Origin of the sequence: Vibrio sp. STUT-A11 (assembly GCF_026000435.1) — a bacterium.
Taxonomy (GTDB): domain Bacteria; phylum Pseudomonadota; class Gammaproteobacteria; order Enterobacterales; family Vibrionaceae; genus Vibrio.
This window is the reverse complement of sequence record NZ_AP026763.1, coordinates 1,607,609-1,633,248: the sequence shown is the minus strand read 5'-3', so window position 1 is coordinate 1,633,248 and position 25,640 is coordinate 1,607,609. Positions and strand designations below refer to the sequence as shown.

21 protein-coding genes and 1 pseudogene are annotated in these 25,640 nt (G+C 41.9%); 5 read left to right on the top strand and 17 right to left on the bottom strand.

Features of this window, described 5'->3' with window-relative positions; all coding sequences use genetic code 11:
* Positions 1–224 precede the first annotated feature (224 nt).
* The 8 genes from OO774_RS07810 to OO774_RS07775 all read right to left on the bottom strand — a co-directional run bounded on the left by OO774_RS07810 (position 225) and on the right by OO774_RS07775 (position 10,562).
* On the bottom strand, positions 225–1,577 hold the full coding sequence (locus OO774_RS07810; protein WP_264905974.1) for an FAD-binding oxidoreductase: 1,353 nt from the start codon (positions 1,575–1,577) through the stop codon (positions 225–227).
* Positions 1,578–1,681: 104 nt separating this feature from the next.
* The gene (locus OO774_RS07805; RefSeq protein WP_264905972.1) at positions 1,682–3,181 is read right to left on the bottom strand and encodes an aldehyde dehydrogenase; all 1,500 of its coding nucleotides are present in this window, start codon (positions 3,179–3,181) and stop codon (positions 1,682–1,684) included.
* A 30-nt stretch (positions 3,182–3,211) separates the two neighbouring features.
* Positions 3,212–4,108 carry a dihydrodipicolinate synthase family protein gene (locus tag OO774_RS07800; protein ID WP_264905971.1) on the bottom strand — a complete coding sequence of 299 codons (897 nt, stop codon included), beginning with the start codon at positions 4,106–4,108 and terminating at the stop codon, positions 3,212–3,214.
* 145 nt (positions 4,109–4,253) lie between these two features.
* Positions 4,254–5,279 (bottom strand): glycine betaine/L-proline ABC transporter substrate-binding protein ProX, encoded by a 1,026-nt coding sequence (gene proX, locus OO774_RS07795; protein ID WP_264905970.1) that lies wholly within the window; start codon positions 5,277–5,279, stop codon positions 4,254–4,256.
* A 107-nt stretch (positions 5,280–5,386) separates the two neighbouring features.
* A complete protein-coding gene (locus tag OO774_RS07790; RefSeq protein ID WP_264905968.1) occupies positions 5,387–6,496 on the bottom strand; it encodes a hybrid-cluster NAD(P)-dependent oxidoreductase in 1,110 nt (369 codons plus the stop codon).
* 127 nt (positions 6,497–6,623) lie between these two features.
* Positions 6,624–7,835, bottom strand: a complete 1,212-nt coding sequence (locus tag OO774_RS07785; protein WP_264905967.1) for an aromatic ring-hydroxylating dioxygenase subunit alpha — start codon at positions 7,833–7,835, stop codon at positions 6,624–6,626.
* A gap of 642 nt (positions 7,836–8,477) precedes the next feature.
* Positions 8,478–9,464: a 2-oxoglutarate and iron-dependent oxygenase domain-containing protein gene (locus OO774_RS07780; protein ID WP_264905966.1), complete on the bottom strand. Its 987-nt coding sequence runs from the start codon at positions 9,462–9,464 to the stop codon at positions 8,478–8,480.
* Between the two features lie 111 nt (positions 9,465–9,575).
* Positions 9,576–10,562: a GlxA family transcriptional regulator gene (locus OO774_RS07775; RefSeq protein WP_264905964.1), complete on the bottom strand. Its 987-nt coding sequence runs from the start codon at positions 10,560–10,562 to the stop codon at positions 9,576–9,578.
* Between the two features lie 448 nt (positions 10,563–11,010).
* On the opposite strand from OO774_RS07775, the gene OO774_RS07770 reads away from it, so the two are divergent.
* Complete coding sequence (locus tag OO774_RS07770) at positions 11,011–12,702, top strand: BCCT family transporter (RefSeq protein WP_264905963.1); 1,692 nt, start codon at positions 11,011–11,013, stop codon at positions 12,700–12,702.
* Between the two features lie 77 nt (positions 12,703–12,779).
* On the opposite strand, the gene dddP is transcribed toward OO774_RS07770, so the two are convergent.
* The 3 genes from dddP to OO774_RS07755 all read right to left on the bottom strand — a co-directional run bounded on the left by dddP (position 12,780) and on the right by OO774_RS07755 (position 16,611).
* Positions 12,780–14,123 carry a dimethylsulfonioproprionate lyase DddP gene (gene dddP / locus OO774_RS07765; protein WP_264905962.1) on the bottom strand — a complete coding sequence of 448 codons (1,344 nt, stop codon included), beginning with the start codon at positions 14,121–14,123 and terminating at the stop codon, positions 12,780–12,782.
* A 389-nt stretch (positions 14,124–14,512) separates the two neighbouring features.
* Positions 14,513–15,439 (bottom strand): LysR substrate-binding domain-containing protein, encoded by a 927-nt coding sequence (locus OO774_RS07760; RefSeq protein ID WP_264905960.1) that lies wholly within the window; start codon positions 15,437–15,439, stop codon positions 14,513–14,515.
* Positions 15,440–15,723: 284 nt separating this feature from the next.
* Positions 15,724–16,611, bottom strand: a complete 888-nt coding sequence (locus OO774_RS07755; protein WP_264905959.1) for a LysR substrate-binding domain-containing protein — start codon at positions 16,609–16,611, stop codon at positions 15,724–15,726.
* A gap of 276 nt (positions 16,612–16,887) precedes the next feature.
* Here OO774_RS07755 and betT point away from each other — a divergent pair, with 276 nt between their 5' ends.
* A complete protein-coding gene (gene betT, locus OO774_RS07750; RefSeq protein WP_264905958.1) occupies positions 16,888–18,891 on the top strand; it encodes a choline BCCT transporter BetT in 2,004 nt (667 codons plus the stop codon).
* 160 nt (positions 18,892–19,051) lie between these two features.
* Here betT and OO774_RS07745 read toward each other — a convergent pair.
* The 3 genes and pseudogenes from OO774_RS07745 to OO774_RS07735 all read right to left on the bottom strand — a co-directional run.
* Positions 19,052–19,260, bottom strand: a pseudogene (locus OO774_RS07745) (IS5/IS1182 family transposase); the annotation flags it as partial.
* Between the two features lie 520 nt (positions 19,261–19,780).
* Positions 19,781–20,395, bottom strand: a complete 615-nt coding sequence (locus OO774_RS07740) for a hypothetical protein (protein ID WP_264905957.1) — start codon at positions 20,393–20,395, stop codon at positions 19,781–19,783.
* 810 nt (positions 20,396–21,205) lie between these two features.
* Positions 21,206–21,802, bottom strand: a complete 597-nt coding sequence (locus OO774_RS07735; protein ID WP_264905956.1) for a tyrosine-type recombinase/integrase — start codon at positions 21,800–21,802, stop codon at positions 21,206–21,208.
* Between OO774_RS07735 and OO774_RS07730 the strand changes: the two genes are divergently transcribed.
* Positions 21,768–22,025 carry a hypothetical protein gene (locus OO774_RS07730; protein ID WP_264906126.1) on the top strand — a complete coding sequence of 86 codons (258 nt, stop codon included), beginning with the start codon at positions 21,768–21,770 and terminating at the stop codon, positions 22,023–22,025. The genes OO774_RS07735 and OO774_RS07730 overlap by 35 nt on opposite strands.
* A 618-nt stretch (positions 22,026–22,643) precedes the next feature.
* On the opposite strand, the gene OO774_RS07725 is transcribed toward OO774_RS07730, so the two are convergent.
* A complete protein-coding gene (locus tag OO774_RS07725; protein WP_264905955.1) occupies positions 22,644–22,844 on the bottom strand; it encodes a hypothetical protein in 201 nt (66 codons plus the stop codon).
* Between the two features lie 146 nt (positions 22,845–22,990).
* Positions 22,991–23,203: a cold-shock protein gene (locus OO774_RS07720; protein ID WP_264905954.1), complete on the bottom strand. Its 213-nt coding sequence runs from the start codon at positions 23,201–23,203 to the stop codon at positions 22,991–22,993.
* Between the two features lie 529 nt (positions 23,204–23,732).
* Here OO774_RS07720 and OO774_RS07715 point away from each other — a divergent pair.
* Positions 23,733–24,107, top strand: a complete 375-nt coding sequence (locus OO774_RS07715; protein ID WP_264905953.1) for a DUF2784 domain-containing protein — start codon at positions 23,733–23,735, stop codon at positions 24,105–24,107.
* A gap of 5 nt (positions 24,108–24,112) precedes the next feature.
* On the top strand, positions 24,113–24,892 hold the full coding sequence (locus tag OO774_RS07710) for an alpha/beta hydrolase (protein WP_264905952.1): 780 nt from the start codon (positions 24,113–24,115) through the stop codon (positions 24,890–24,892).
* A gap of 64 nt (positions 24,893–24,956) precedes the next feature.
* Here the strand turns inward: OO774_RS07710 and OO774_RS07705 are convergent, their stop codons facing one another.
* The gene (locus OO774_RS07705; RefSeq protein ID WP_264905951.1) at positions 24,957–25,526 is read right to left on the bottom strand and encodes an NnrU family protein; all 570 of its coding nucleotides are present in this window, start codon (positions 25,524–25,526) and stop codon (positions 24,957–24,959) included.
* Positions 25,527–25,640 lie beyond the last annotated feature (114 nt).

The window sequence follows — 25,640 nt, the reverse complement described above, 5'->3', positions numbered from 1 at the left end:
AAAATTTGGATATCAATCACTATTTATCAAATTAGATAAATTTATAAACTCAAAACTCCTTTTTGTTTTTACTTTTCAACTTAATTATAGAAAAAGCGATGTTTATGACTCAGAAATATACAAAAACGGTTGATAAACAGATCGTCACATAAAAAAATGCAGAGCTTTCGCTCTGCTAAATTTACCCTTAAAGAAGACACAAGCAGACAGAAATACTCAAAAGATTAAAGTTCCAACCCAGCTTGCCACTCTTTCCATCGCATAGTCGCATTTGCACCTAAGGTTAGAAAAGGCTCTGGCGGTAATTTCTTTGGTTTGTCATATTCTAAAAAGTCATTCAGTGTATGTGAGTGTCCCAAAACAGCAAGCTCTGCTGCCATCATACCTGATAAGGTTCCTTTTACGGTTCCTAAACCATTTTGACACGCTGCTGAGTACACTCTATCTTCTACTTCGCCAAATGCAGGCACCGAGTTCCAAGTTAGGCATAGTCGTCCTCCCCAACGATATTCCATATCTACGTTATCCAGTGTTGGGAAACGATTATTAAATGCTTTATCTTGCAACTCCTGGGCTCGTTTCATGTCACTTTGACTGGTAACTATAGACTGATTGAGAGTGGCTTGATTGCGAATAATGATACGATCACCTGAACCTTTATAGTCAGAAATTTTACGTACTGTCGTACCAAGTGGATCCGCAGGCAAGATCCCCCAATCATCTGCGCCTCCGAGACGGCTTAGTTCATCACGCGTAAGCTTACGGGTCATTGAAGCATAGGTAAAAACGTGTAGTAGCTGGCGAGGGAAAAAACCAAAAGATTGAATATGTCCATTCACAGACAAAATCACTCTTTTCGCTTTAACTTTACCACCAGGAGTGGTCAGTGTATGCAAGTCGCCTAAAGACATTGATGTCACAGGGCTATTCTCAAAAATATCGACCCTACTATTAGTCAGAACCCTGGCACTATTACGGATAAATGCAGCAGGCTGAATCATCACCGCGCCTGGAGTATATAACCCCTGCTGATAAAACTCGGAGCCAGTTAAGTCGTGTAATTGTGATGCATTCAGTAGTTCATAAGATTCATTTAGTGCTTCTAAATGCTTACGATAAGAGTTCAGGTGATTAATGCCTTTTTTGGTACATGCCGCCGTCACTTTTCCACATGGATCAAAAACCTGTTTATCAAACCCCTCTTCGTTAGCTAGTTGTTTGGCAAACGTAATGGCTAATCGATTCAGTTTAATCTGACGCTGGTCTGCTTCCATACCGCCTGAGTAAGTTTCAGAATTAAGTTCATGTGGTAGATCAATCATAAAACCGCTGTTACGACCTGCTGGCCCATGAGCTAATTTACTTGCTTCTAATACTGCGATGGTCTCGTTGCGTCCGACTAACTGTGTCAGTCTCCGTGCAGCCGCCATACCAGCGAACCCAGCGCCTACGATAACCCAATCATATGTAAGATCTTTATCTACAGTCGGATAAACCGTTTGGTCACCAAGAATAGAGTTCCAGGCTGCCAACCCTGTGTCCTTAGGCAGCTTTTTCACATTAATGTTTTTTTGCATACGTTATTCCCTGCTCGCATGCCTGCTGATCAAGCATTGTGCTCAGTGGCCTTCTGGCCACTGAGTCTTCATTTTAATAACCTATATAATCCTAGTTAGAATCATTACAGATCGTGTGTAAGGTCAACCCAAATAGTTTTAAGCTCTGTGTATTGATCATGAGCGTGAACTGAATTATCGCGTCCGCCAAAACCAGATTGCTTGTAGCCGCCAAATGGCGTGGTGAGGTCACCTTCACCGAAGCAATTCACTGTCACGGTACCCGCTTTGATTGCTCTTGCTGCGCGTAGCGCCTGACCGTTGTTAGAAGTAAACACCGATGCGGCGAGTCCGTAGCTGGTTTCATTCGCAATACGAAGTGCTTCTTCAACGCTATCAACGGTGATAACAGCTAAAACAGGGCCGAAGATTTCTTCTTGAGCAATTGCGTCTTGGTTGTCGACACCTTCAAAAATCGTTGGTTCAATATAAGCACCATCTTGGCTGTTGCCACCAGCCAATACTTCATAGCCTTTCTGTTTGCCTTGCTCTAAGTAGCTGCAAACTTTATCGAACTGACGCTTGTCAATCATCGCACCTAACTGGTTCTCAGGGTTGAGCGGATCACCCATCTTCCAAGATTTTAGTTGTGCCAAGATTTCTTCCATCAGAGCTGGCTTCACTTCTGATTGAACAATGAGACGTGAAGCTGCTGAACAGTTCTCTCCCATATTCCAGAATGCCGCAGACAATACATGTTCTGCTACTTTATCGAGGTTAGTTGCATCATTTAGTACAACGCAAGGGTTCTTACCACCAAGCTCTAGTACCACTTTCTTGAGGTTAGACTCAGAAGAGTAATTCAGGAAGCGGCGTCCTGTAACAGTAGATCCTGTGAAGGTCACCATGTCAACGTCTGCATGACGGCCCAATGGTTCACCTACTTCCGCACCGCCACCTGTGACGACGCTGAATACACCATCAGGAATACCAGCTTGTGACGCTAGCTCGGCAATACGCAGTGATGTTAGTGAAGTCTGTTCTGCAGGTTTTACGATAACTGAACAACCGGCGGCTAGCGCAGGAGCAATTTTCCAAGACAGCATCAACATTGGGAAGTTCCAAGGAAGCACAGCGCCTACAACACCGATTGGTTCACGAACGATCATGGCCATCGCCTCGCTACCTACTGGTGCAGTTTGATCATAGATCTTATCAATTGATTCTGCATGCCAGTTCACCGTGTTTACAAACTCAGGAACATCAATAGTCACGCAGTCCTGGATTGGTTTACCTGAATCAATGCATTCCATCACAGCAAGCTCATCAGCATGCTGGAGCACCAACTCACCGAATGCTTTCAACACCTCTTTGCGCTCTGCAGGGTGACGCTGGCTCCACTCACCACTATCAAAAGCACGGCGTGCGGCGGCAACGGCCTTATCTACGTCTTCCGCTTCACAAGCCGCTACCTGAGCAATTTCTTCGCCCGTTGCTGGGTTTACGGTTGCGTAAGTCTTGCCAGTGGATGAATCACAGAAACGACCATCGATGAAGCTTTGTGTCGGTACCTGCAACTGCTTTGCAATCGCTTGATACTCTAAATGGCTCAATAATTCTGACATAATCAGTCTCCTTTGCTCTAAACCTATCGATTAAAGTGCTGCTATTGCACCTTTTAGCGTCCCTACTACGTCAGCCATTTGACCTTTTTCTTCTTCACTTAAACCTTTAAGTGGTTTTCGAACTTCACCAGCAAAGCGACCATCAATTTCAACACCTTGTTTAACACACTGAATGAATTTACCGCCCTGCTCTAGAACACTCATCAATGGCATCATTGAAGCCATTACTTTGCGTCCTTTAACGAAGTCGTTTTCAACGACACAAGATTGGTACAGTGCTAAGTGTTCAGTTGGCAGGAAGTTTGACCCTGCACATACCCAGCTTTTGCAACCCCATGCGAAGAACTCAAGTGCTTGGTCGTCCATACCGCAAGATACTTGTAATTCAGGGTAATCGTTAACCAACATATGTAGGCGGTTGATATCACCCGAGCTTTCTTTGATTGAAATAAAGTTAGACGACTTAGCAAATACGATGTCGAAAAACTCTTTTTCCATATTAACGCCCATGCGATCTGGGTAGTTATACAGCATGATTGGCAGACCTGCAGCTTGGTCAACGTTCAGCGCGTGTTCTGCCAATTCTTGTTGCGTTGGTAACGAATATGGCGGTGTTGCAACGAGAATTGCATCCGCTTTGTTTTCTGCAGCGGCTTTTGCCAAAACGATAGAATCTTCCGGATCAATCGAGCCAGTGCCAAATACAACATGTACGTTTTCTGCAACGGTTTCTTTTGCCAACTGGAGTAATTTGATGCGCTCTTCTAGAGACTCCACATAATACTCGCCTGTCGTACCACCAACGACAACACCCTGCACGCCTGAGTCAGATAGATATTTTACCTGAGCAACATAAGCATCGTAATTAATTGTATTATCCGCATTAAAAGGTGTAATAACCGGCGTATATATTCCTTCAAAATTCATAACAAAATCTCCTTTTAATATAAGTGCATCGCATTTAACTTATATGTTTAAAAAACGGCCTATTAAATTAATTTTAGTCCTACGCATGGAAGCCAATTTAATAATAATAAGCCGTGTAATTTTTTTATTGAGTGTTAATTAAAGATTACTTTTGTTCAGCTTTGGCTAATTTGATCCACTGATTAAACTTGTCCTGGTTTTGACTGATCCAAACTTCTGCGTGAGTCTGAATGTCTTCAATTGTACTCTCGCCGTTTCGCATCGCTAGGTTCTCTTTACTTTCATCAGCCGGCTGAATTTGCACCAGTGATAAAAACTTAGCCGCAACTGGGTTATCTTCGACAAAATCTTTGTTAGCAACCGTCATAACACTATCAACCGCAAAGCCTAGATTCTTTCCCTGATAACTTGTATTGATATCATTCTTACCACTTGGCAGGCTCGTAAACGGAACCGAAAGCCAAGTCACATCTTGATTTTCTTTGAGAACACCAGAAATCCATTGCGGTACCCAAGTGTAATAAAAGATAGGTTCGCCATCGTTGTAGCGTGAAATAGTATTTGCCATTAAGGCGAAATATGACCCGCGATCATGAGTTACTGTTTTTTCTAAACCGTAAGCCTCGATATGATGATCGATAACCAATTCGCACCCCCAACCTGGTGTACAACCGGTCAAATCAGCGGTGCCGTCACCATTGCGGTCAAACAATTTAGCGATCGCTGGGTCTTTAAAATCGTCCAAAGAATCGATGTTATATTTATCTGCGGTCTTTTTATCGATCAAGTATCCCTGTAACACGCCTGGCATCATGGTACCCAATTTCACCATGGTGTCGTCGCCACCCGCTCTTTGATAAAAGTTGTCGTGTAAGTTATTCCATAGGTGTACAGTAAAATCCGCATCCCCGTAGCTCAAAGCTAGCATCATAGTCGGGTATTCAGACTCTTTCGGTTCTTCAACCTCGTATCCAAGCTCTTTTAGACCCGCAACCACAATTTCACCACGGAATCGTTCTTCAGCGATTGGCGGAAATATTGGTTTGACGGTAACACCTTCGCCAGGCTTTTCCTCACTGGCAAATGCAGGGTTTGCTGCTGATAAAGACACCATTACCACTGCAGACAGCGCTGCTAGACGATGTTTAAACGTGTTGATCTTAGTTGCCATAATAAATCCCTTTATTTATTTGCTCTATGATTACTCTATTTAAATCAGCCTCTGATTATAGGGAATTATTATATTCACCAGGAAAGGGCTGATATTTATTAAAACACTTATACTTCTATTTCAAGATCTCCGGTAATCGTTGTACAGCATGAAAGAACGTAACCTTCATCTATCTCGTCTTGAGATATTCCGCCGTTGTGAGTCATTTCACAATCACCCGATACGACCTTCACTCGACATGCGCCACAAATACCCAGACCACAAGCTTTTGGAATATTGACGCCAGCTTCCGCTGCGGCTTCATTAATAGTGGTATTAACTTCAACTGGGATTTGAATATCTGATTCAGGAATTCTGAGAGATACCATTTCTTTAGGTAACATCTCTTCAATTTCCGCTTCATCTGCATGACGTTCAGCCACTTTGGCATCTTTAACAGGTGTCGAACCGAAAGACTCCTCGTGGTAATGTTCCATGTCATAGCCAAGGTCAGTTAGCATGTTACGCACGGCTTTCATATATGGATCTGGGCCACAACAGAAGATCTCGCGCTCCATGAAGTCCGGCGAAATCAACTTCAGCATATGATGGTTTAGGTAACCTCGATAGCCACCCCAACTCTCACCAATATCAGTTCCTTCACAAATAAGGTGTAACTTGAAGTTATCAATGCGAGTCGACATGTAATCGAGCTCTTTCGCGTAGATGATGTCTTTAGGTGTCCGAGCACTGTGTGCAAACACCATATCCACTTCAGAATCCGTATTAAACCACCAGCGTGCCATTGACATAACTGGTGTAATACCCACACCACCCGACAACAGCAATACTTTTTCAGCAGGGAAATCAAGACAGTTGAACTGACCTACTGGGCCGTGAATTGCAATTTGATCACCAGACTGTAAATGATCATGAAGCCAGTTAGAAACGTCTCCTCCTTCAACACGCTTAACGGTAATCGAAAAACTGTATGGAATTGATGGGGAACTAGAAATAGTATACGAGCGCATGACACGTTCACCATCAATCTCAAGTTCCAACGTAACAAACTGACCAGGTTTAAAGAAAAATAGTACCGGCTGGTTCATGCTAAACGTAAACGTTTTAACATCATGCGTTTCCGGAATAATTTTTACACAACGCACTAAGTGGCGTCCGTTGTCCCACGTTTGAGTTTTCATGGGATTCATGAAGTCTGATGTATTGAATTCAATCATGTGGAGATCCTCACCGACAGTCACTCTGCTGTCTCTATGCCTCTAATTTATGTTGGGCATGTATTTCATCTTTTCCGGGCCAGTAAACGAATGCTCACTCGCCCGGCTTAACTACGCATTAAATGTACTAGTCTTCACTCAAGCGACGTTTCATAGTCTCGCAATACCAATCAACGAACTGACAAACACCATTTTCTGCAACAGAGGAGAATTGTCCCGGAACATAAGCTGGTGATTGAACGCCACGGAATGTCTCTTCAACCAGTTCACGGTCTTGATCGTTCGTTGCTAACCAAACTTTAGTGAGATTGTCTACATCGTAGTCAACACCTTCGACCGCATCTTTTGGTACCAACCATTTAGTTGTCACCAGTGTCTCTCCACTGCTAAGTGGTAGAACGCGGAAGCTAAGTGCGTGGTCGCCCAAGAAATGGTTCCAGTTCGATGGGTATAAGAAGTAAAGTAGCGCACCGATATTCTCAACGTCAGTATTATCAAGGCGACGGGACACCGCTGGCTTACCGTCCATCGTGTAACTTACTGCTTTGCGAGAAAGTGGAATTCGAGTCATACGGTATTGACCGTCTTCGTCCATAACTAAGCGGCTTGGCAAACCTGCGGACTCACATTTATCCCAGTGCTCAGCCAACTCAGGGTCTTCGGCACCGCCAACACCAGCGACCGACAAGTTTTCAACGAATGAATTAAGTAGCTCAGGGTGGTTTCCATCACAGTGGAAACACTCGCGGTTATTTTCGAATACCAGTTTCCAGTTACCTTTCTCTATAAGGTTCGACTCGAAGGCAACTTTACAATCTTCTAAGTTGTGTGGTTCGGTGAAAGGTGACATGGCTTGACGGAATGGTTCAAAGTCCGGAGCATTGTCGGCGACACAGATATAGATGTAGCTGTTAACAACTTCACAATGAACAGGGTTTAGTCCGTTATCCGCCGTGTTGAAATCTTCACCCATATTACCCGCATAAAGCAGCTTGCCGTCTAAACCAAATGTCCATTTATGGTAAGGGCAAACCAATTTTGCGTTTTTACCTTTCGAGTTTTGGCATAAGCGTGAGCCGCGGTGACGACATACATTATGGAAAGCACGTATCTCTCCTTTCTCTCCACGAACGACAAGAACTGGAAACTGGCCTACTTGTAGCGTCATATATTCACCGGCTTTACCGATTTCAAAAGTATGACCAGCGAATATCCACTCTTTGTACCAGATCTGTTCTAGGTCTTGCTGAAATACCTCATCGTTAATATATAGACCGCGGTCAAGAGCATGTCTTGCTTTGCGTTGATTAATCAATTCTAGTGTTTTGACCTTGCTCATAATATTAATCACTCCCTGTGTTTGACCGGTCGATCGAATATATTTGTTTGACACTATCTAATTTGTCATCGGAACTTATATTCCTAAAGACTTGTTCCAGTAAGATAAATGCAACCTTTTATTAACCTAGACCGAGTGTATTGTGTAAAAAGTTATAGGTAAAATTACATTTTTGTAAGGTATTTAAAAACGCCAGGTTATCCATAACTCTACCAATGAAAAAATAAATCATTGTCTTTATAGGATATTTAATTTCCTTTCAACTCAGCGGTTTTAAAAAAGCCAAAATCAGCCCCCTTACATTAATTTTGATTGTGATTAACAACCAGATAACAAACAAGCGACTTTTTTGCAGGGTATGGGTGAGTTTTTGTCATCAAAACGAAATATAAGTAAAACTGCCCATCGACAGTGCAAAAATAAGCATTTACGTGACTTTTCTAATGGCTACCTATGACTTTTTGTCAACTCAATAGCTGCATATGCACCAAAACAATGAATGTGGCCACTGAGTAATAGATAAAAAGTGATTTAAAAAGAGATGCTAATAGATAATTGCGTAAAAATACCGGTCTGACACGAAGAGAGACATGTCAAACCGGTAAAGGGAGTAGAATAGTTGGCTTTAGAGGAATGGAGAGATTACGCAACACTCATTGGCTGGAGGTGAGTATAGCTAGCTGCGAATCGATTAAATTTGTGTTGACCACAAGTATAAGGAATAAATGTTGTGTCTTGGTCAGTGATACACGTCGGGACCGGCTCAATAACCGCGTCAAAATCCATATCCATAAAGAAAGGTAATGAGTAACGCTGCTTTCCACTGGTATTAATCACTCGATGCATAGTCGAGGTATAACGCCCGTTAGTTAGCGTTTCTACCAAATCACCAATATTAACGATAAACGCATCTTTAACCGGCGGCGCACCAACCCACTCTCCGGCGCGATTACGTACTTGTAGCCCTCCCACATCATCTTGCGACAATATTGTTAGAAAACCATAATCCGTGTGTGCACCAATACCAATTTCTTCTTGATACACTTGTCCTTGTTGAGTGGGATAATGTAGTAGTCGCTGGATGGTAATAGGTTTGCGCTGGCTCTTTGCAAAGTAATCTATTGGCAAATCAAGACTCAATGCGATACCGCCAATAAGTTGATGAGCCAATGTTAACATCGCACTGTGGTATTCCTCACATATATATTTAAAATCAGCTATTTGGTGTGGCATTTGATTCGGACCAAAGAACGGCGATACCTGTTCCTCATGCTTTGCATAATCAAAGCCTTCTTTCACATCTCGAGTATTTTCCGGATCGACATTCTCACCATAGAGAGGAATATAGCCACGTAGCGTTTCTCCAGAGTTGGCCACATTAAGTTGATTTTTTTCCTCTTCCGGGAGTTCAAAAAACCGCTTTGCCATATCATAGGTTTTCTCGACTAACGCACTGGCAACACCGTGGTTCGTTACATAGAAAAAGCCAACATTTTTACATACTTCCCCAATTTGTCGGGCAACAGCTGCTGGGTTACTACCATCAATTAATGGAGCAACATCAATTAACGGTATTTCATCGAAAGAGGTTTCTTTACTTGATAAACGGATATCGTATAGCTGACTCATTTTAATGTCCTTATTGCAGAGAGGCTTTGTTGTGTTGTCTATTCTGTCGCCACCTTCAAGGTTTCTATATAACAAAAACGAAAAAATTTATGAGTTTTAAGTTGATTTAGATCATTGTGATGCGAGTATTGCACGTAACTGTCCTGGAGCTATTTTATAACGCTCTCTGAAGCGCTTAGTGAAATAGCTCTGCGATGTGAACCCCGTCGCTTGTGCTACGGTATTTAAGGGCAAACGGGTTTCCTCGATCATTTTCTTTGCCGTATCTATACGTAATTGAAGGTAATAGTTGACAGGCGTGGTTCCCTTGTGTGTTTTGAAGACATGTTCGAGTGTTCTTGGTGTTGTCCCAACTTTCTCAGCTACTTGCTGGATGCTGTATGGATGTTCAATATTACTTTCCATAATTTCTATTGCCGCCCCTAAAGAAGGTGACAACATACGTAACTCTAAGTAGCGCCGAGTATTTTGCATGTCTTCTGGTGATCGAATGCTGTCATAACAAAATTGATTCGCTACGTCTTTTGCCAGTTCTGGCCCATGGTCTTTACCTATGATGTACAACATCATATCAAGAGCCGTCATCCCTCCCGCACAAGTATAAATTTGTTTATTAACGGTATAGATATTTTCTTGAATACCAATATGAGGGTAAAGCTCTTTGAACAAAGGTAACTGATCTCTGAACAACGTACAGGTCTGTCCATCTAAAAGTCCTGCTCGAGCAAGAATAAAGCTTCCACCCGACAAAGCTGCTATCTGGGTTCCAGATTTACGTAAAGAACGTAATTTCGACAATAGCCATGAATCGTCATACGTTGATGCCCCTTTATGCGCACAAACAATTACATGACTAGCGGTGTCGCACTCACTGAAATGCCCTTCAACCTCAATCGGAACATGATTTGAACTGGTTACATTACGCTTAGACTTATCTGGGTCCCCGCTATAGAGGTGGTATTCGTAACGCTGACCATTACTTTGCTCATTTGCAACCGTTAGCGCCTCAAGCGTCAAAGCAAAGGAAGTAAAAGCAAAGCCAGGAGTAAGAATGAAAGCCACGTTACATGGAGAATGATCGTATACAGGAGTGTTCATCAGCGGCGTACTCGTAACACACTTGTTCCATAAGTATGTTTATTTAATGAAGGTAGATAAGAATTGGGATAAGGAACTTGAGAATCCAATCTATCCCCAAGTCAGAGCGTATTAACTAAATCACATTAATAACGTCACCTGATCTATCAGCATAAACCAAGAACATCGCAACAACAATTGGATAATAAACTTCAGTATATTTATTAACATTTCACGGGTAAAATAACTTTTAAGATTAATAAACGAACACTTGTAGTTATCAATGAGAAATTAAAACTCGGCGAATGCTTTATTAACGCCTGTACAGACTAATTCGGTGAGTTTTTATCACCAATGCGTGACAATTAATCACTTGTCACAATAATTGCACGTCTCTAACCTTCAAAAAAGCTTAACAAATAAACAACAAAAGAATAATTCTTTCAAAACGCTATGTGAGGGATACCATATGCGAGCAAAGTCAGGGATACTAAAAGGACTCAATCCCACCGTTACGATCGCTTCAAAATTAATTGTAATTGGGTTTGTGCTTTTTTGTGCAATATTAGCTAACCAAGCAGGACAGTACTTCGAAAAATCATCCGCTCTTTTACTACAGAACGTTAAGTGGTTCTATATATCACTGGTATCGTTAACCGTAGGTTTTTTACTCTATTTGATGATCAGTCGATATGGGCATATTCGTCTGGGAAGAGATGAAGAAAAACCAGAATTTGGATATCTTGCTTGGATAGCGATGCTTTTTTCAGGCGGAATGGGAATAGGGCTTATTTTCTGGTCCGTAGCAGAACCAATGTGGCACTACAGTAGTAATCCATTCTCCGAAGGATTGACCAATCAAGCAGCATCTAAAGCCATGCTGTTGACTTTTTTTCATTGGGGCTTACACCCTTGGTCTATTTTCATTATTGTTGCGTTAGCACTTTCTTACTTCTCCTATCGCAAAAATTTACCCTGCACACTTCGTTCCGTTCTGTACCCACTTATAGGGGATAGAATATATGGTCCAATAGGTCATACGGTTGACATACTCAGCGTTGCAATCACCGCATTCGGTATCGCCCAAGTTCTCGGTATGGGCGTGATTCAAATTAATTCGGGGCTCCATCATGCTTTTGGCTTTGACATGAGCCTCAGTACGCAGTTATTCACTATTTTAATTTTGTGTAGCTGTGCCGTAGTCTCCGTACTTTCAGGTGTTGGGCGTGGTGTTCGCCGCTTGTCTGAATGGAATATGTTTCTTTCACTCATTTTCGTTCTAGTCGTGTTATTCGTCGGGCCAACCCGATACATCATCAATACCATGTTAGAAAGTAGTGGCGACTATATGCAAAATATCGTCGGCCTAAGTTTTTGGAGTGACACACAAAACGATTCAGGATGGCAGAATAGCTGGACCGCATACTACTGGCCTTGGTGGATGGTTACAGCTCCATTCGTTGGTATGTTCATCGCTAGGATTTCACGGGGTCGCACCATTCGTGAACTGATTGGTGGCGCGCTTCTTGTTCCGACATTAATCACTTTCATCTGGATGTCAGTATTCGGTGGCGCAGCGCTGAAAGAAGAACAAAATGCGCGAATTCAGTATGAACAAGAACTCGCAAGTGCGATAAAAGATCACAAAGTGATGCCAGAAGAGTTCACTGGTGGGCCGGTGCTCCAAGCCACTAAGAAAGAGACGACAAGTGCCTTATTCACACTATTTAAAACGATGGACACCGAAGGGTTAGGCCAAGTATTGAGTGTATTAGCATGCCTACTACTTGCGACTTACTTTATTACCTCAGCAGATTCCGGCACTCTAATCCTCTGTACTTTGGACTCAGCCGGCGCGACGGAGCCTCCAAGATTCATTCGTATATTGTGGGGATGCTTAATCGCAGCAATCTCTGGAGTGTTACTTTACGCTGGGGGTTTAGAGGCCATTCAAGCCGCATCCATATTGGCAGGCTTCCCAATCGGTATTTTTATGGCAGTTATGTCTATCACTCTGTTCTACAGTATCCGTCGTGAACCGATACCATGGGCGATGCTACCGAAACATGTCCAGCCAGAAGAGGAAAAGCTTGATGCCCCCGTTGCTCAAGGTAGTGAATCAGCTGAAACTGAACATACAATACCTGCAACATCAAACTAGACCAGAAAGCTGCTTTAAACTCAAAACATAAAAAGCTGGAATCTTGGATTCCAGCTTTTTTGATAATCCGTCTCATACTAACTGAGTAATTTAGCCTCAAACGGATAAGTCGATAGTACTTCCGCACCTTGTTCAGTAATCAGTACTTGTTCTTCTAGTTTTACGCCTTCTTTGCCGCCAACCGCACCAACATACGCCTCAACACACAATGTCATCCCTGCCTCTATTTGTCCAGAATAACCCCACTGCTCAACATCTTCCGGATAACGAATTGATGGATATTCATCGCAAAGTCCAACACCATGCATCATGACTCCGTATCGCTGAGCACGGAACTCTGCTGGTAATAACAGACCGTTTTGTGTGACTTCAGTAAAACTCATACCAGACTTGAGTACGGATATGTTGTGCTGAATGTGCTCATAAGCAGTTCGATACAAATACTTTTGTTCCTCGGTCGCCTCTCCATCCCCAACTAACCAAGTTCGCGATATATCTGCACAGAAACCATATGGACCTATCAAGTCAGTATCAAACGCTAATAGCTCTCCTACTTGAAGCTTTCTTGGACCACACTCCTGAAACCAAGGATTTGTGCGAGGCCCAGAGGAGAGAATTCGGCACTCAATCCATTCTCCTCCGCGTTTAATATTTTCCGCATGTAGCACAGACCAAATATCCGCTTCACACATACCCGGTTGAGCTATGATTTGCATTTGGTGCATTGCCTGTTCTGTTGCAGCAATCGAACAGCGCATTGCGTTAATTTCATCGTTGCTTTTTATCGACCTGGCCAACTCCATGACTTCTTGTCCATCCACAAGTGTAAAACCTGCAGCGTCGAGCTCACGTAAACCGGCAACTTCAACTTTGTCTACCGCCAAGCGTCGATTGTTACCGGCGTGCTGCTTAACAATACCTCTGAGCTCCGTGACAAAGCGGGTTGCATGATGATGGGTTTTTTCACCACTTTCAAAATAAAAAAATGAAGCGCCACTGCGAACTTCTTTCACCAGAGGCAAATGCGCAGAGAGATGCTCACAATTGTGGAAGTCCCAAAGCACTATATAACCATCAGCAGAAACAAAACATGCTCTTGCAAAATTGTGGGTTGTCCAAAGTTGCATGTTAGTTGAGTCGGTTGCATAACGAATATTAAGAGGGTCAAATAGCAATACACCTGCAAGCTCTCTCTCCTGTAGTTGCTCTACTATTCTTCTCAATCGATATTCACGCATTCTCTGCAAGTTTGGGGGAGTTAATCCTAGTTTCGCCCACTCATCGAACGCCAAGTCTGTGGGTCCGATCTCCACCCTATCGTTGTCGTTCATTGAACCATCAGGCTTATACTGATTATCCTTATCAAAAGCTGGTCCAATTTTTCTATTTATGTTTTTCAATGATGGGTAACTAAGTGCCATTATTTAATTCCTTTACTCACAATTAAATCCACTAACTAAAGAGCAGTGTTATAAACGGCACAGATCCAAACACCTTCAAAATCAAATTAAACAAGTTAACCTGATACAAAAAGAAGGCCTTTGAAAGATCCACACAATTTAAACACCAAAGAAACACTTTCTTAACCCTACTGTGGTAACACTACCTTGTGGGTCGATAAAATGACTTTTTATAAGGTCAAATAGTAACCTGTTGTTATCCAATCAGTTGAATCTAAGTACAGTATGGCTCTGCTGGGCAATGCGTAGTACCGACGGTCGTGACTACTGCACTGAAAACTAGTTACAAGATAATAAAAAAGCCGAAGTGATCACACTTCGGCCATATGGATAATTCGCTTAAACGCTCTCTAGACTAAGCCTTTATCCCCAACTTCTTCAGGCAACTGCTTGAGTAACCAATCTCGAAATAGCTTAACAGAGCTTGGTACTAACCCTTTACTTTCAGGCTCCAGCATTAAAAACATAGATGGAGTCTTCAACACAAGGTCCACAGGCCTTACAAGAGCTCCAGATTTCAAGTAGTCATCTACCAGAGACCCCCATGCCAAAGCGATTCCCTGACCATTGATCGCTGCCTGTATCAACATGGGATAATTGTTAATATTAATTCGGTTTTTAGGTTTTACTTCATCCAGACCAACCGCAGGAAACCAGCCTTCCCAACTTAACCAATCACTCTGCAATTCATCATGGTAAAGTAACGTTTTATTAAACACTTCTTCGTACCTTGTTGGAGAACCAATCCGCTCGAAATAGGCTGGGCTGCAGACAGGAAACACCTCTTCAGGGAACAAATACGTCGCTTTCATATTTGGTGGCGGTGTTCGGCAATAATAAAGCGCGAAATCAGAGTCAAGACGACGTAAATCGAGAATATTATCAGAAGCCAGAATACGTAAGTCAATGTCGTCATAATGTTTTTGAAACTCAGCTACTTTAGGAAGAAGCCAAAGCGATGCCATAGCGTTAGTGGTTACTACAGTGATCTTCTGATCGCCTTGCCATTTTTTAACTTCGCCAGTGACCTGAGCAATATCGAGCAGCGCGCCACTGATTGTTTGATAGTACTGGATGCCCGTTGATGTAAGGTGGATAGAGCGGTTCGCGCGCGTGAAAAGCCCTTTCCCCAAGTATTCTTCCAGTTGACGAATTTGACGACTTATTGCTCCTCGAGTCACGTTAAGTTCATCTGAAGCTAAAGTGAAGCTCAAGTTTCGTGCCGCAGCTTCAAACGCAACCAAGCTATTAAGTGGCGGCAATGGTTTAATTTTCATGAACACGCCCATAAGCACTTGAAAATTTTGTCATAATAATTGTTTTAAAATATGTCTTTTTATTGACCACATACAATTATTCCAAGTTGATTATTCGCTAACACGACTAACAGCGTCAAGTTACCTACTTTCTAGATAATATGTCAATATTGTTAAATACATAAACAATCAGTAACACATGACAACTTTTTCGATGTGAGACATTCAGCTAAAACTTGAATACTCACAAGGCCAATTTGTCACTTATCAAGATATAAGCTTTTATAAGTTTCTAGCATCGACCCCTAAGCTTTGCTAGTACTGCTGATGTGCTCCCTAATGGTCTGAGCTAATTTTACTGAGGCATCATTCAAGAAAGTGCTAGGTTGCATATGAAGAGCAATTTCTGTGGCAGGCAACTCGGGCATTCCGTCGCTCGAGGTCAATATTTGAAGGCCAGAGGTGAGCATTGAAGGTGTAACTATCGTCACCGCTAGCCCAGCCTCAACCGCAGAGGTTAGCCCAGATAAGCTTGCACTTGTGTAGGCTATTCTCCAAGGGATACCCGCGCTATTCAACGCTTCAATCCCGCGCTGACGAAAGGTACACATTCCATCTTTAGAAACTGCCAATGGGATAGGCTTTTTTTTCGGTATTTGAAAACCTTGAGCGCCAGCCCAGACGGTTTTCTCTCGACTTAAGACTTCTCCACCGGGGCTGTTCGGTTGCCTTGTTGTTATGGCTAAATCCAACATTTTGGCGTGCATTTTATCCAGCAGTTCAACGCTGAGACCACAATACACCTGCAGCTCTACATCAGGGAAACGATGTTCAAACTCAGATAGCACCTTGGGCATGTAAACCAAGTAATCATCGGGTATACCCAAGCGTACGACACCTTCGAGCTTTCGTTCAAAAATATCCTGCCAAGCTAATAAGTTTTGATTCAACAGCCGACGGGAGTGAGCCAACAGCTTAATACCTAAAGGTGTGGGTGTCGGGATACGTTTCTTTTTGTCCAGAATCGCCTCGCCAATGATAGTCTCAAGTCGTTTAATATGCGCACTTACCGTAGACTGCGCTAAATGTAACTCTTCAGCAGCTAGGGAAAATCCCTGACTATCAATGACCTGTACAAAAGTTTTTAACAACACTAGGTCAAGTGGCCGGGCCTTATCAGCATCTACTATCACGATTCATAATACTCATATCAAAATTTATCGTTTTCATAATATATCCTCTTCTCTCACAATACCACCCGCTATATCAGGCACCTTCCTGAACATAAGTCTATCGCTGTCGGTTTGGTTGATAACTCAAATTATTAAAGGCTATTCAAGCTTGTACCCTCTCCGCAGTCAAAAGCAGACACCAATAACAACGATATAAAAACAAAAGCCGTCGCTCATGAGTGGCTTATGGGAAAGGTTTACATTAATTAACTAAGAGGTTCACGAAATCTTCTGATTATGAGTAATACTACTGAAGCAACAAAACCAAAAATGGCAGGAATAAATCCTCCCGTATTCTATCCATCGGCAGGCCTTATTGTCCTGTTTGTTCTTTTTACTATCATGATGCCTGAAACTGCGGGCGAGTGGTTTGGCTCATTACAATCATGGATCATCGACACATTTGGATGGTTTTACCTGCTCGCGATGGGACTGTACCTTATCATTACCCTCGTCCTTGCTTTTAGCCGCTACGGCAAAATTAAGCTAGGCCCAGATCACAGCAAGCCTGATTATAGCTACATGTCGTGGTTCGCGATGCTGTTCTCTGCTGGTATGGGTATCGGGCTAATTTTTTATGGCGTAGCCGAACCTGTATTTCACTTTGCTAATCCTCCTGTCGGTGACCCTGAAACCGTCCAAGCTGCTCGCAATGCGATGACACAAACCTTTTTCCATTGGGGCGTTCACGCATGGGGTGTATATTCGATTGTTGCACTCGCTCTAGGGTATTTTAGCTTTCGTCATGGCCTACCGCTGAGAATAAGCTCTGCGTTATATCCGGTAATTGGTAACCGCATTTACGGCCCGATTGGCTACGCCGTGGATATCTTGGCGGTATTCGGCACCATGTTTGGAATCGCGACATCTTTAGGGCTTGGTGTTTTACAAATCAACTCAGGCCTGAATTACTTGTTCGATATTCCAATTAGCACAATCACACAACTTGTATTGATTGCTATTGTCACCACGATGGCAACGTGCTCTGTCGTTTTAGGTTTGGATGGTGGTATCCGTCGTTTATCAGAGTGGAACCTAAATCTTGCTGTTGTTCTTTTGGTATTTGTTGCGGTTGTCGGGCCGACACTGTTTATATTCCAGTCTTTGGCACAAAACGTCGGCAGCTATATCGCATCGATTGCTGATATGACATTCAATAGCTTTGCGTACGTTGGAAGTGATAAAACCAACTCATTCTTGGGTGGGTGGACGCTATTCTACTGGGCATGGTTTATTGCATGGTCTCCTTTCGTAGGCATGTTCGTTGCTCGAATTTCACGTGGCCGGACGATTAAAGAATTTGTACTCGGTGTTCTGTTTGTTCCTGTTGGCGTGACTATTATTTGGCTCACGGTTTTCGGTGACACAGCTTTACACGGAATCATGACTGGAAGTATGCCAGAGCTTGTTGACCAAGTGTTTGCAGATACGCCGACATCACTGTTCCGCTTCTTAGATGCATTACCACTTTCGAGTATTTCATCTGTTATTGCGACGCTGTTGATCTTTACTTTCTTTGTCACTTCGTCGGACTCAGGCTCATTGGTTATCGATACACTAACCGCAAAGGATGGCGACGAAGCACCAGTAAAACAACGTATTTTTTGGTCTGTGTCGGAAGGTCTTGTTGCAGCCGCTCTTATTATCGCGGGCGGACAAAACGTTTTATCTGCGCTGCAAGCGGCGTCATTAGCATCTGCCCTACCATTTGCACCAGTGTTACTATTGGTTGGATTCGGCTTATTCAAATCTCTACGCTTGGAAATGATAAAACGTGACAGCGTACAACACTTGAATCAGGCAACACCAAGCAGCCTAGCAAGAATACAAGAAATCGGCTGGGAACAGCAGCTAGAAAGACTGATTACCATGCCTCAAAAACCTGAAGTGATGAAATTCTTGCGCAATGATATCGTTGAAGCTATGCATGACGTTGCCAATGTATTCAAAAATAAAGGGTTGGATACGAATATCAACATCAACGATAACCATTGTGAGTTGCTTGTGGATCATGGCGATGAGAGAAACTTTATGTACGGTGCTTGGGCTCGTGAAACCACGACACCATCTTTCATTGGCGAACGCAGTGAACAAAAAACTAACTCGCAATTTTACATTGAGGTCTACCTTCAAGAAGGTTCACAGCAATACAATATCTGTGGTTACAGCAAGAACCAATTGATTGCAGATATTATCGATCAGTACGAGAAGCACCTTTACTTCCTACATCAAGTTCGTTAGAGCTTGGATTACAGGCTAGAAGGATAGCCGTATAGTAGGCATTCTCTCGCAAAAGCCCCTCACTTTATGAAGTGAGGGGCTTTTTTTGAACTAGGCTTGGAGCACCAACAAATAACTCAATACGGGGTTTGTGACACTCGCTCACGTGTCGGGCTTAACCCCCACCTAGCAACTGCTTCACTCGATACATCGCGGTTTCTGAGTGTGAACGCTTGTGATAACCATAACGCTTTTTCCACTTCTTGTTGGAGCCGTAGAGCTTCTGGCAAACTATCGCTAAATTCCGAGGGTGGCCATTCTCCCAGAAGGCAGCCCCTCTCTTGGAGGGATTGACCTGCTCCCCTTAATCCGTATGGCATCGTGACAATCCCATAAGTTCAGAGGCCTTTTCTAATTAGGGCCTTTGACATTATCACAGAATTGACCCACCTCAAGAATTGACCCACCTCAGCTAGCTCGAAATTGGACATTTCCGAGTTGCGATGGGACGGAATCAGCCAAATTTTCAAATAACATATTGTATGTCAAACACGCCAAATAACTACAAAGTAGTGGTCAGTTTTGCTAAACTACTACAAGTGCAGAACACTCTACACTTTTCCTGAAATCGTAGGGTTAGTATTTACTTTTTTTGCTCATTATCAATTCAACAACTATCGAACCTATTATGATTAATAACGTCAGATTAATAACCCTAGATATATCCCAACTACCTTCATAAAATAGAACGTTACTTCCTAAGCAGAAAACCACAGTAAACGGTAAACTATAACGTACTACTCTTTTACTAAAAGGCAGCAGCATTCGAGCTTCCCATTCGGCTCTACGCTTCTCATAAATCTTTTGGATTATAACTGTAATATTCATTTTTTGCCTTTTATCTCTTACGTCACTTATCGTGGCATGATGTACATCCACCCTTTGCAGAAAGACCTATTGAACCAGCTGACACAATACCAAAAAAACCCCCTCCCATAATCGGTGCAGCTATACCACCTAATGCTCCTGAGAAAGCGCCAATAGCAACATCACGAAATGTGGGATCGTTGTTGGGTGCGGTCGCTACTGCATCCATTATCCCCAATGTCGCTCCTGCAGCAGCAGCTCTAATAAAGATGACAGGTATTACTGGAAGAGCCATAGGCACAATATCATTATCTGTCCCGCGGTCTCGTGCAATGAGAATACCCTCCTGTTCTAACGAAAACACAATGTTTTCTGATTGATAAACAGCAAGCCTGCTGGTCGTATAGACATACTCATTCGGGAGAAGGTAACTGACATTCAGCTGCCTATCTGCAGATTCGATAGGCTTTGATGACAAGTTTACAAAAGTGATTATCTTTTGATTAGAGTTTGTATCTAAACAGTACCCCTTCTCCTGTGTTAACTGGTAGTGAACACCTGCATCCAAATGATTACAGTCATCAAAAATCTCCATAGAAGCTTTTGCTTGATTTGCAAATACCACCAAGAAAAAAACAATGAACAAGTCCTTAATCATGGTTTTCCTTTATTAGTACACATATGACATAGAACTCATAAAGTACTCGATCATCCAAAATATGCAAACAACAATCATTATCACTTTAATTAACAATTCTTTCTTACTTCTTGAGCGAAAAAGTGGAGAGTTGTTGCTCAGATCACTTGATTCGTTTTCACAACCTACGACTCTGGTTGTGTATCCACTCGAATAACACCGTTTAAAGAATGTAAAAATTGAGCGCACTGATGAGTATGAGGGGGTTCTACATCCCCATGAGAAAATGCCAGTATTGGAGGAACCAACGTTTCGTCACAAAACTTCATAAATACTCGAGTAAATCCTTATTGTCGGATAGCTTAAAAGAATTACACGTTAACATCACATAACTTATTGATATTATTTGCCGAACATTCAATTTTAAAAAATTAAGTATCATAATAAACGTATACTTTTGGCATAAAAACTTTAGAAAAAAATATTAATCCATTGATTTTTCTTTGGTATAAAATTTTATCACATTATCTGTATGGTAATTTTTTCTCCGGTTCAATACTTTATTACTCTCATACACTTATACCGAATGAAAAAATAATGTAACGAACTTATCTAGAATTATCGAATAGAAAGATAAGCTCTGTTTCCCTACCGAATAGTTTAGCCAGTAGTCATATGCCCAAACCTATAGCACTCAGATATATCTAAACTGGGAATAAGTCATTAGGTAAATTAGGGCAAACTTCGATACTCAGGAACATCGTGAGTGAAAGGTCTGAATTGAAATGGGGCACAGGCTTTTCAGAGGCAAGAAAAGCCTGTATCAGTACTTCAGCACTCCGTTTGCTCTGAGAGCCTCAGAGCATCTTCCAGTTCCACTCCTAAGTATCGAACAGTGTTATCTAGTTTCGAATGCCCAAGTAAGATTTGTACCGCCCTAATATTTTTTGTTCTGGCATAGATCAAAGTAGCTTTAGTTCGACGCATGGAATGTGTACCATAATAGTCCGCATTTAAACCGAGTTTTACCGCCCAGCTCCTTATAATAGAACGATAAAATGAGTAGCTGATAGGTTGCCCTATACGGCTATAGCTTGGAAACAAAAAATTGTTTGCCTGTAAGTGCGCTGAGTAGATCCATCGGCTAATACTTTGTTGCGTTCTCGGAGTAATTTCATAGTGTACATCGGTGCCCGTTTTTTGCTGGATGCATTGAACCCTTTCATAAATCACTCCTTGCGAAGAAACATCGTGCACGTGTAACTTTAGTAAATCACTCGCTCTTAACTTGCTATCGATGGCTAGGTTCAATAGTGCAAGCTGCATCAACTCCTGTGATAGCTCTAGACGAGTTCTGATTCGCCAGATCTCTTCTAATTTGAATGGCCTTTTAATGCCACCTGACGAAGCCCAACGTGGAGAGACCAAAACTTATGTATGGGGAGAAGCAACAAATGCAGAGGGAATGAAGAAAACCGTACGTATCCTTACAACGAATGGTTACGACCTGACCGTTACAGGCTCGCTCGCCATTGCTGAACACCTATTAAAATCTCATTCAGCAGCAGGAGTATACACACCGTCAAAGTTGATGGGTGCTGACTTCGTTACTCAATTACCAGGGTGCTCAACTTTTCAATTCGAAAAGTGAGTGTCAATTGATTTCATCGGAACAATCAGATAAGCGTCCTAATAGTCACTTACTAGAGAATACATTAGATAAATTTATTCAAATATGAGTTTTTAGAGGTCCTAATAGCATTTGTTCTAACTAAGTTTGGGGGCATATTTGATTTAGGCAGCTAAGAAAGGTTTCCGTCTACAGCAACGTTTTTAGTTCAAAAAGAGCACAGGCTTTTCTGAATTAGAATAGCCTCAGTTTGTGTTTCTAGAAGAGAAATCTGATCTGTGAGTGTTAAAGCATTTTCTAATACAGTACCTAGTTGAGGTACGGTAATCTCAATAAACCGTTTGTCCTTTGCTTACCGCCTATAGTTAGGTTCAACAACGCAAATTGAATTACGCTATTTTCAATCTAGCTGCGTTTTGATTCTTTAGGTTTTTTCAAGCTTGAACGGTCGTTTTCTTCCACAGTTTTGGATTTTGGTTGAACATAGCTTTTCATGTTGACCTCCTTGCTGAAGGGTATGGTCAACATCCGTGTGGCACTTAGTAACATTTACACTAAGTGGATAATAGAGATAGTACTTATTAGTAGAAATAATTTGGATCAATTTTATATAAAATAGAAGGAAACTATTTAAGCTTATTAATTTCTATTAATATATCGTTCAGCATTGGCAAATAGTTTATCACATACTCGTTTCTGAGTTATATATTCTGAAGAACCTTCTTCCATAGATTCAAGAACTTCTTTAGCTTCTTGATATTGTTTAACCATAAGAGCAAATCGCTCTTCAAAGTTGTTTTTTTGTGTTTTATTATTCGATTTTCTTGCTGGCTTTTTCATATCGCTCTTTACCTTATAGATCCCAAACTTTTATTATTCTCGTGCTAGCACAACGTTTTCGATTGGTTTCTTGATTCGTTGGAATATTCATTAAATCTTTAAATAAAAAAGATCTCACCAGATAGGAGAGATCTTTTTAGAAATGTTTATACTAAAGTAACGTTGCCAGCTTGTGGGCCTTTGTTACCTTGTTCTACATTAAATGAAACTTTTTGGCCTTCAGCTAACGTTTTGAAACCTTCGCTAGCAATTGATTTGAAATGAACAAATAGATCTGCACCACCGTTATCTGGTGTGATAAATCCAAAGCCTTTTGTTTCATTAAACCATTTTACTGAACCAGTTGTTTTATTTGACATCTATATCTCGATACATTGATTAAATTAAAAAGAAAGCTACTAAATAAGGAATGAAGAAAAAGGTATCGCAGGATAAGTATGACGAAGTTAATCGAAGAAACTGAGAAGAACTTAAACTAAATATTTTATCAATAGCTCACGATGAGAGCTGCCGACACTATACACTATGTAAACATAATAGATATGTATTTCTTCATTTAATTATTATTTACCATCAAATCAAACACTTATAAACCCTACTCTAGTAAAAAATAAAGTTTAGTCCCATTCAAATCGACATTACCATTATTACAAAACTGATATTCGACATGAGGACAATGACTGTTTCTAACTTCGAATCGGGCAATATAGATTTAAGTTGAGTGGGCTAAAAATTTAGTCTCGATGCTGTTACTGTCCCCAAATATTGTTGACAACATCTAACAACCAGAAGTTACTGTTCGGTATAACTTCCAGCCCTGAATCTGAATGTGGCTAACGGTTATCGCTTTGATACGCTACGCTTGACCAAGGCAAGGAGGGATAGCTTATGATTTATCGAACGCTGGCAGATCTTGTCGCAATACTTCACCTTTTATTTATCATCTTCGCGTTGCTCGGAGGCCTGCTGGTGCTATGGCGTGTCTATATGCTGTTTGTCCATATTCCTGCGGCACTGTGGGTTGCACTGATCAGTTTCAAAGGCTGGATCTGCCCTCTGACCCCCTTGGAAAACCAATTGAGGAATGCGGCAGGGAGCGAAGGTTATCCGGGAGGGTTTGTCGAACACTATCTCATTCCTGTTATTTATCCGGCAGGGTTGCGCTTTGATGTCCAGGTTTTACTGGCTCTTGTGGCTGTAGGGGTCAATATCGTTATTTATGGGCTCGTCTATCATAGGTATAAGATCAAACAAGATAGGTGATGGGAATGAAAAGCATGCTGGTTGCCTTGGTGGTGTGCTACACACTTTTTACTCTTACCTTTTACTCACTGCAACGTCGGTTTCTGTACTTCCCTCAGCTTGCTAGCGAAGTTTATGGCGAGATGAACACCTGCTTCGTAGTTGATGGCGCACAGCTTTGTGGTTGGGTGCTCAATGAAGGCCAAACTAAGGCGCTAATCTATTACGGCGGAAACGCTGAAAGTATCGAAGCCAATATTCCACTCTTCAAGGCAATAGCCCCCAATTATACCATCTACCTCATCCCTTACCGGGGTTATGGTATTAATTTAGGTACGCCCACGGAGAAGGTTTTATATAACGATGCTGTGCAGATATTTCTGTCAGTTGAAGGTAACCATGATTCAATATCCTTGATGGGCCGGAGCCTGGGCTCAGGTATTGCCACATACGTGGCGGCTAATCAGAAAGTGGACAAGCTTATATTGGTGACGCCATTTGATAGCATTGAAAATGTAGCAAAAGATATTTATTGGATGTTCCCCATTTCCTGGCTAATCAAAGACAAATACCGTTCTGCCGATAGGGTAAAAGATATTACGGCTCTAACCTATATCTTCATTGCAGAAGAGGATCGGGTGATCCTGCGGGCCAGAACCGATCAGCTAATCGCTAAGTTTGACGTTCAGCTGGTAGATGTGGTTGTCATTGCGGGAGCGGGTCACAATACTATTTCACAATTCCCTTCTTATAGTTCAAGGCTCCAGCAGATATTGAATAGACCTATGGAACATTCTGCTAATTAGGCAATAAACTGCTTTTCATTGCCTTTCACACTGATTTTGGCTCTAGTAACCGGAATAGCGAACATCAGTGCATTAATGGAATACCAATTAGGTAACTGTGCAAAAACATAACAAATATGGCATAAACAACCGTTCCAACCACAATCACTATCACATCATTGATCCAAGAAGCCTTTAAAGGTGAAACGACTCTTGGTTTGCGTTTTTTCATCGAAACAATATCGATGATAGCCCACGCTAAAAACGAGCCAAACAGCAGTATATCTGCCAAATTCCCATTCACTAACAAATGGGAAGATGCCCAAAGTACCACAGATAGAAGCTGTGGATTTTTTGCGGTAGCTTTAATTTTTCCGGGGAAATAAGGAGCTAAAAATAAGATGAACCCACCGAGCATCAGGATAGACACTAACGGCTTGAAAGATTGAGTACCAAAATAAATAATGCTCGGATTTTCTCTGAGATCTCCATATCCGGTAACAATGAAATAGAGACCTAAAAACGACAGCAAAGTATAAACAGCTTTATACGCTTTCTCATTTTTCGTAACCAATGCCTCCCGATACACTGGTGCGATGATAGAAATCGAGTGAACACCAAGAAACAAGACTAAGCCAAGTATTAAGCTAAACATTCCATTGCCTCTTTACTTAAAAATTAAGGTTATCTTAATTATATAGAGCACATGGCAGTTATCAGAAAAAGTAAGTCAAATGATGCTTTGTTGAACAGAGAGACGAGTCAGGTG

Bases quoted from the DNA above. Each gene is read 5' to 3' on its own strand.
- OO774_RS07780 (WP_264905966.1), bottom strand. From the start codon at position 9,464: ATGAGTCAGCTATACGATATCCGTTTATCAAGTAAAGAAACCTCTTTC.
- OO774_RS07805 (WP_264905972.1), bottom strand. From the start codon at position 3,181: ATGTCAGAATTATTGAGCCATTTAGAGTATCAAGCGATTGCAAAGCAG.
- OO774_RS07725 (WP_264905955.1), bottom strand. From the start codon at position 22,844: ATGAAAAAGCCAGCAAGAAAATCGAATAATAAAACACAAAAAAACAAC.
- dddP (WP_264905962.1), bottom strand. From the start codon at position 14,123: ATGGCACTTAGTTACCCATCATTGAAAAACATAAATAGAAAAATTGGA.
- OO774_RS07710 (WP_264905952.1), top strand. From the start codon at position 24,113: ATGAAAAGCATGCTGGTTGCCTTGGTGGTGTGCTACACACTTTTTACT.
- OO774_RS07730 (WP_264906126.1), top strand. From the start codon at position 21,768: ATGCCACCTGACGAAGCCCAACGTGGAGAGACCAAAACTTATGTATGG.
- OO774_RS07785 (WP_264905967.1), bottom strand. From the start codon at position 7,835: ATGAGCAAGGTCAAAACACTAGAATTGATTAATCAACGCAAAGCAAGA.
- OO774_RS07770 (WP_264905963.1), top strand. From the start codon at position 11,011: ATGCGAGCAAAGTCAGGGATACTAAAAGGACTCAATCCCACCGTTACG.
- OO774_RS07810 (WP_264905974.1), bottom strand. From the start codon at position 1,577: ATGCAAAAAAACATTAATGTGAAAAAGCTGCCTAAGGACACAGGGTTG.
- OO774_RS07715 (WP_264905953.1), top strand. From the start codon at position 23,733: ATGATTTATCGAACGCTGGCAGATCTTGTCGCAATACTTCACCTTTTA.
- OO774_RS07790 (WP_264905968.1), bottom strand. From the start codon at position 6,496: ATGATTGAATTCAATACATCAGACTTCATGAATCCCATGAAAACTCAA.
- OO774_RS07775 (WP_264905964.1), bottom strand. From the start codon at position 10,562: ATGAACACTCCTGTATACGATCATTCTCCATGTAACGTGGCTTTCATT.
- OO774_RS07740 (WP_264905957.1), bottom strand. From the start codon at position 20,395: ATGATTAAGGACTTGTTCATTGTTTTTTTCTTGGTGGTATTTGCAAAT.
- OO774_RS07720 (WP_264905954.1), bottom strand. From the start codon at position 23,203: ATGTCAAATAAAACAACTGGTTCAGTAAAATGGTTTAATGAAACAAAA.
- OO774_RS07800 (WP_264905971.1), bottom strand. From the start codon at position 4,108: ATGAATTTTGAAGGAATATATACGCCGGTTATTACACCTTTTAATGCG.
- OO774_RS07760 (WP_264905960.1), bottom strand. From the start codon at position 15,439: ATGAAAATTAAACCATTGCCGCCACTTAATAGCTTGGTTGCGTTTGAA.
- OO774_RS07705 (WP_264905951.1), bottom strand. From the start codon at position 25,526: ATGTTTAGCTTAATACTTGGCTTAGTCTTGTTTCTTGGTGTTCACTCG.
- betT (WP_264905958.1), top strand. From the start codon at position 16,888: ATGAGTAATACTACTGAAGCAACAAAACCAAAAATGGCAGGAATAAAT.
- proX (WP_264905970.1), bottom strand. From the start codon at position 5,279: ATGGCAACTAAGATCAACACGTTTAAACATCGTCTAGCAGCGCTGTCT.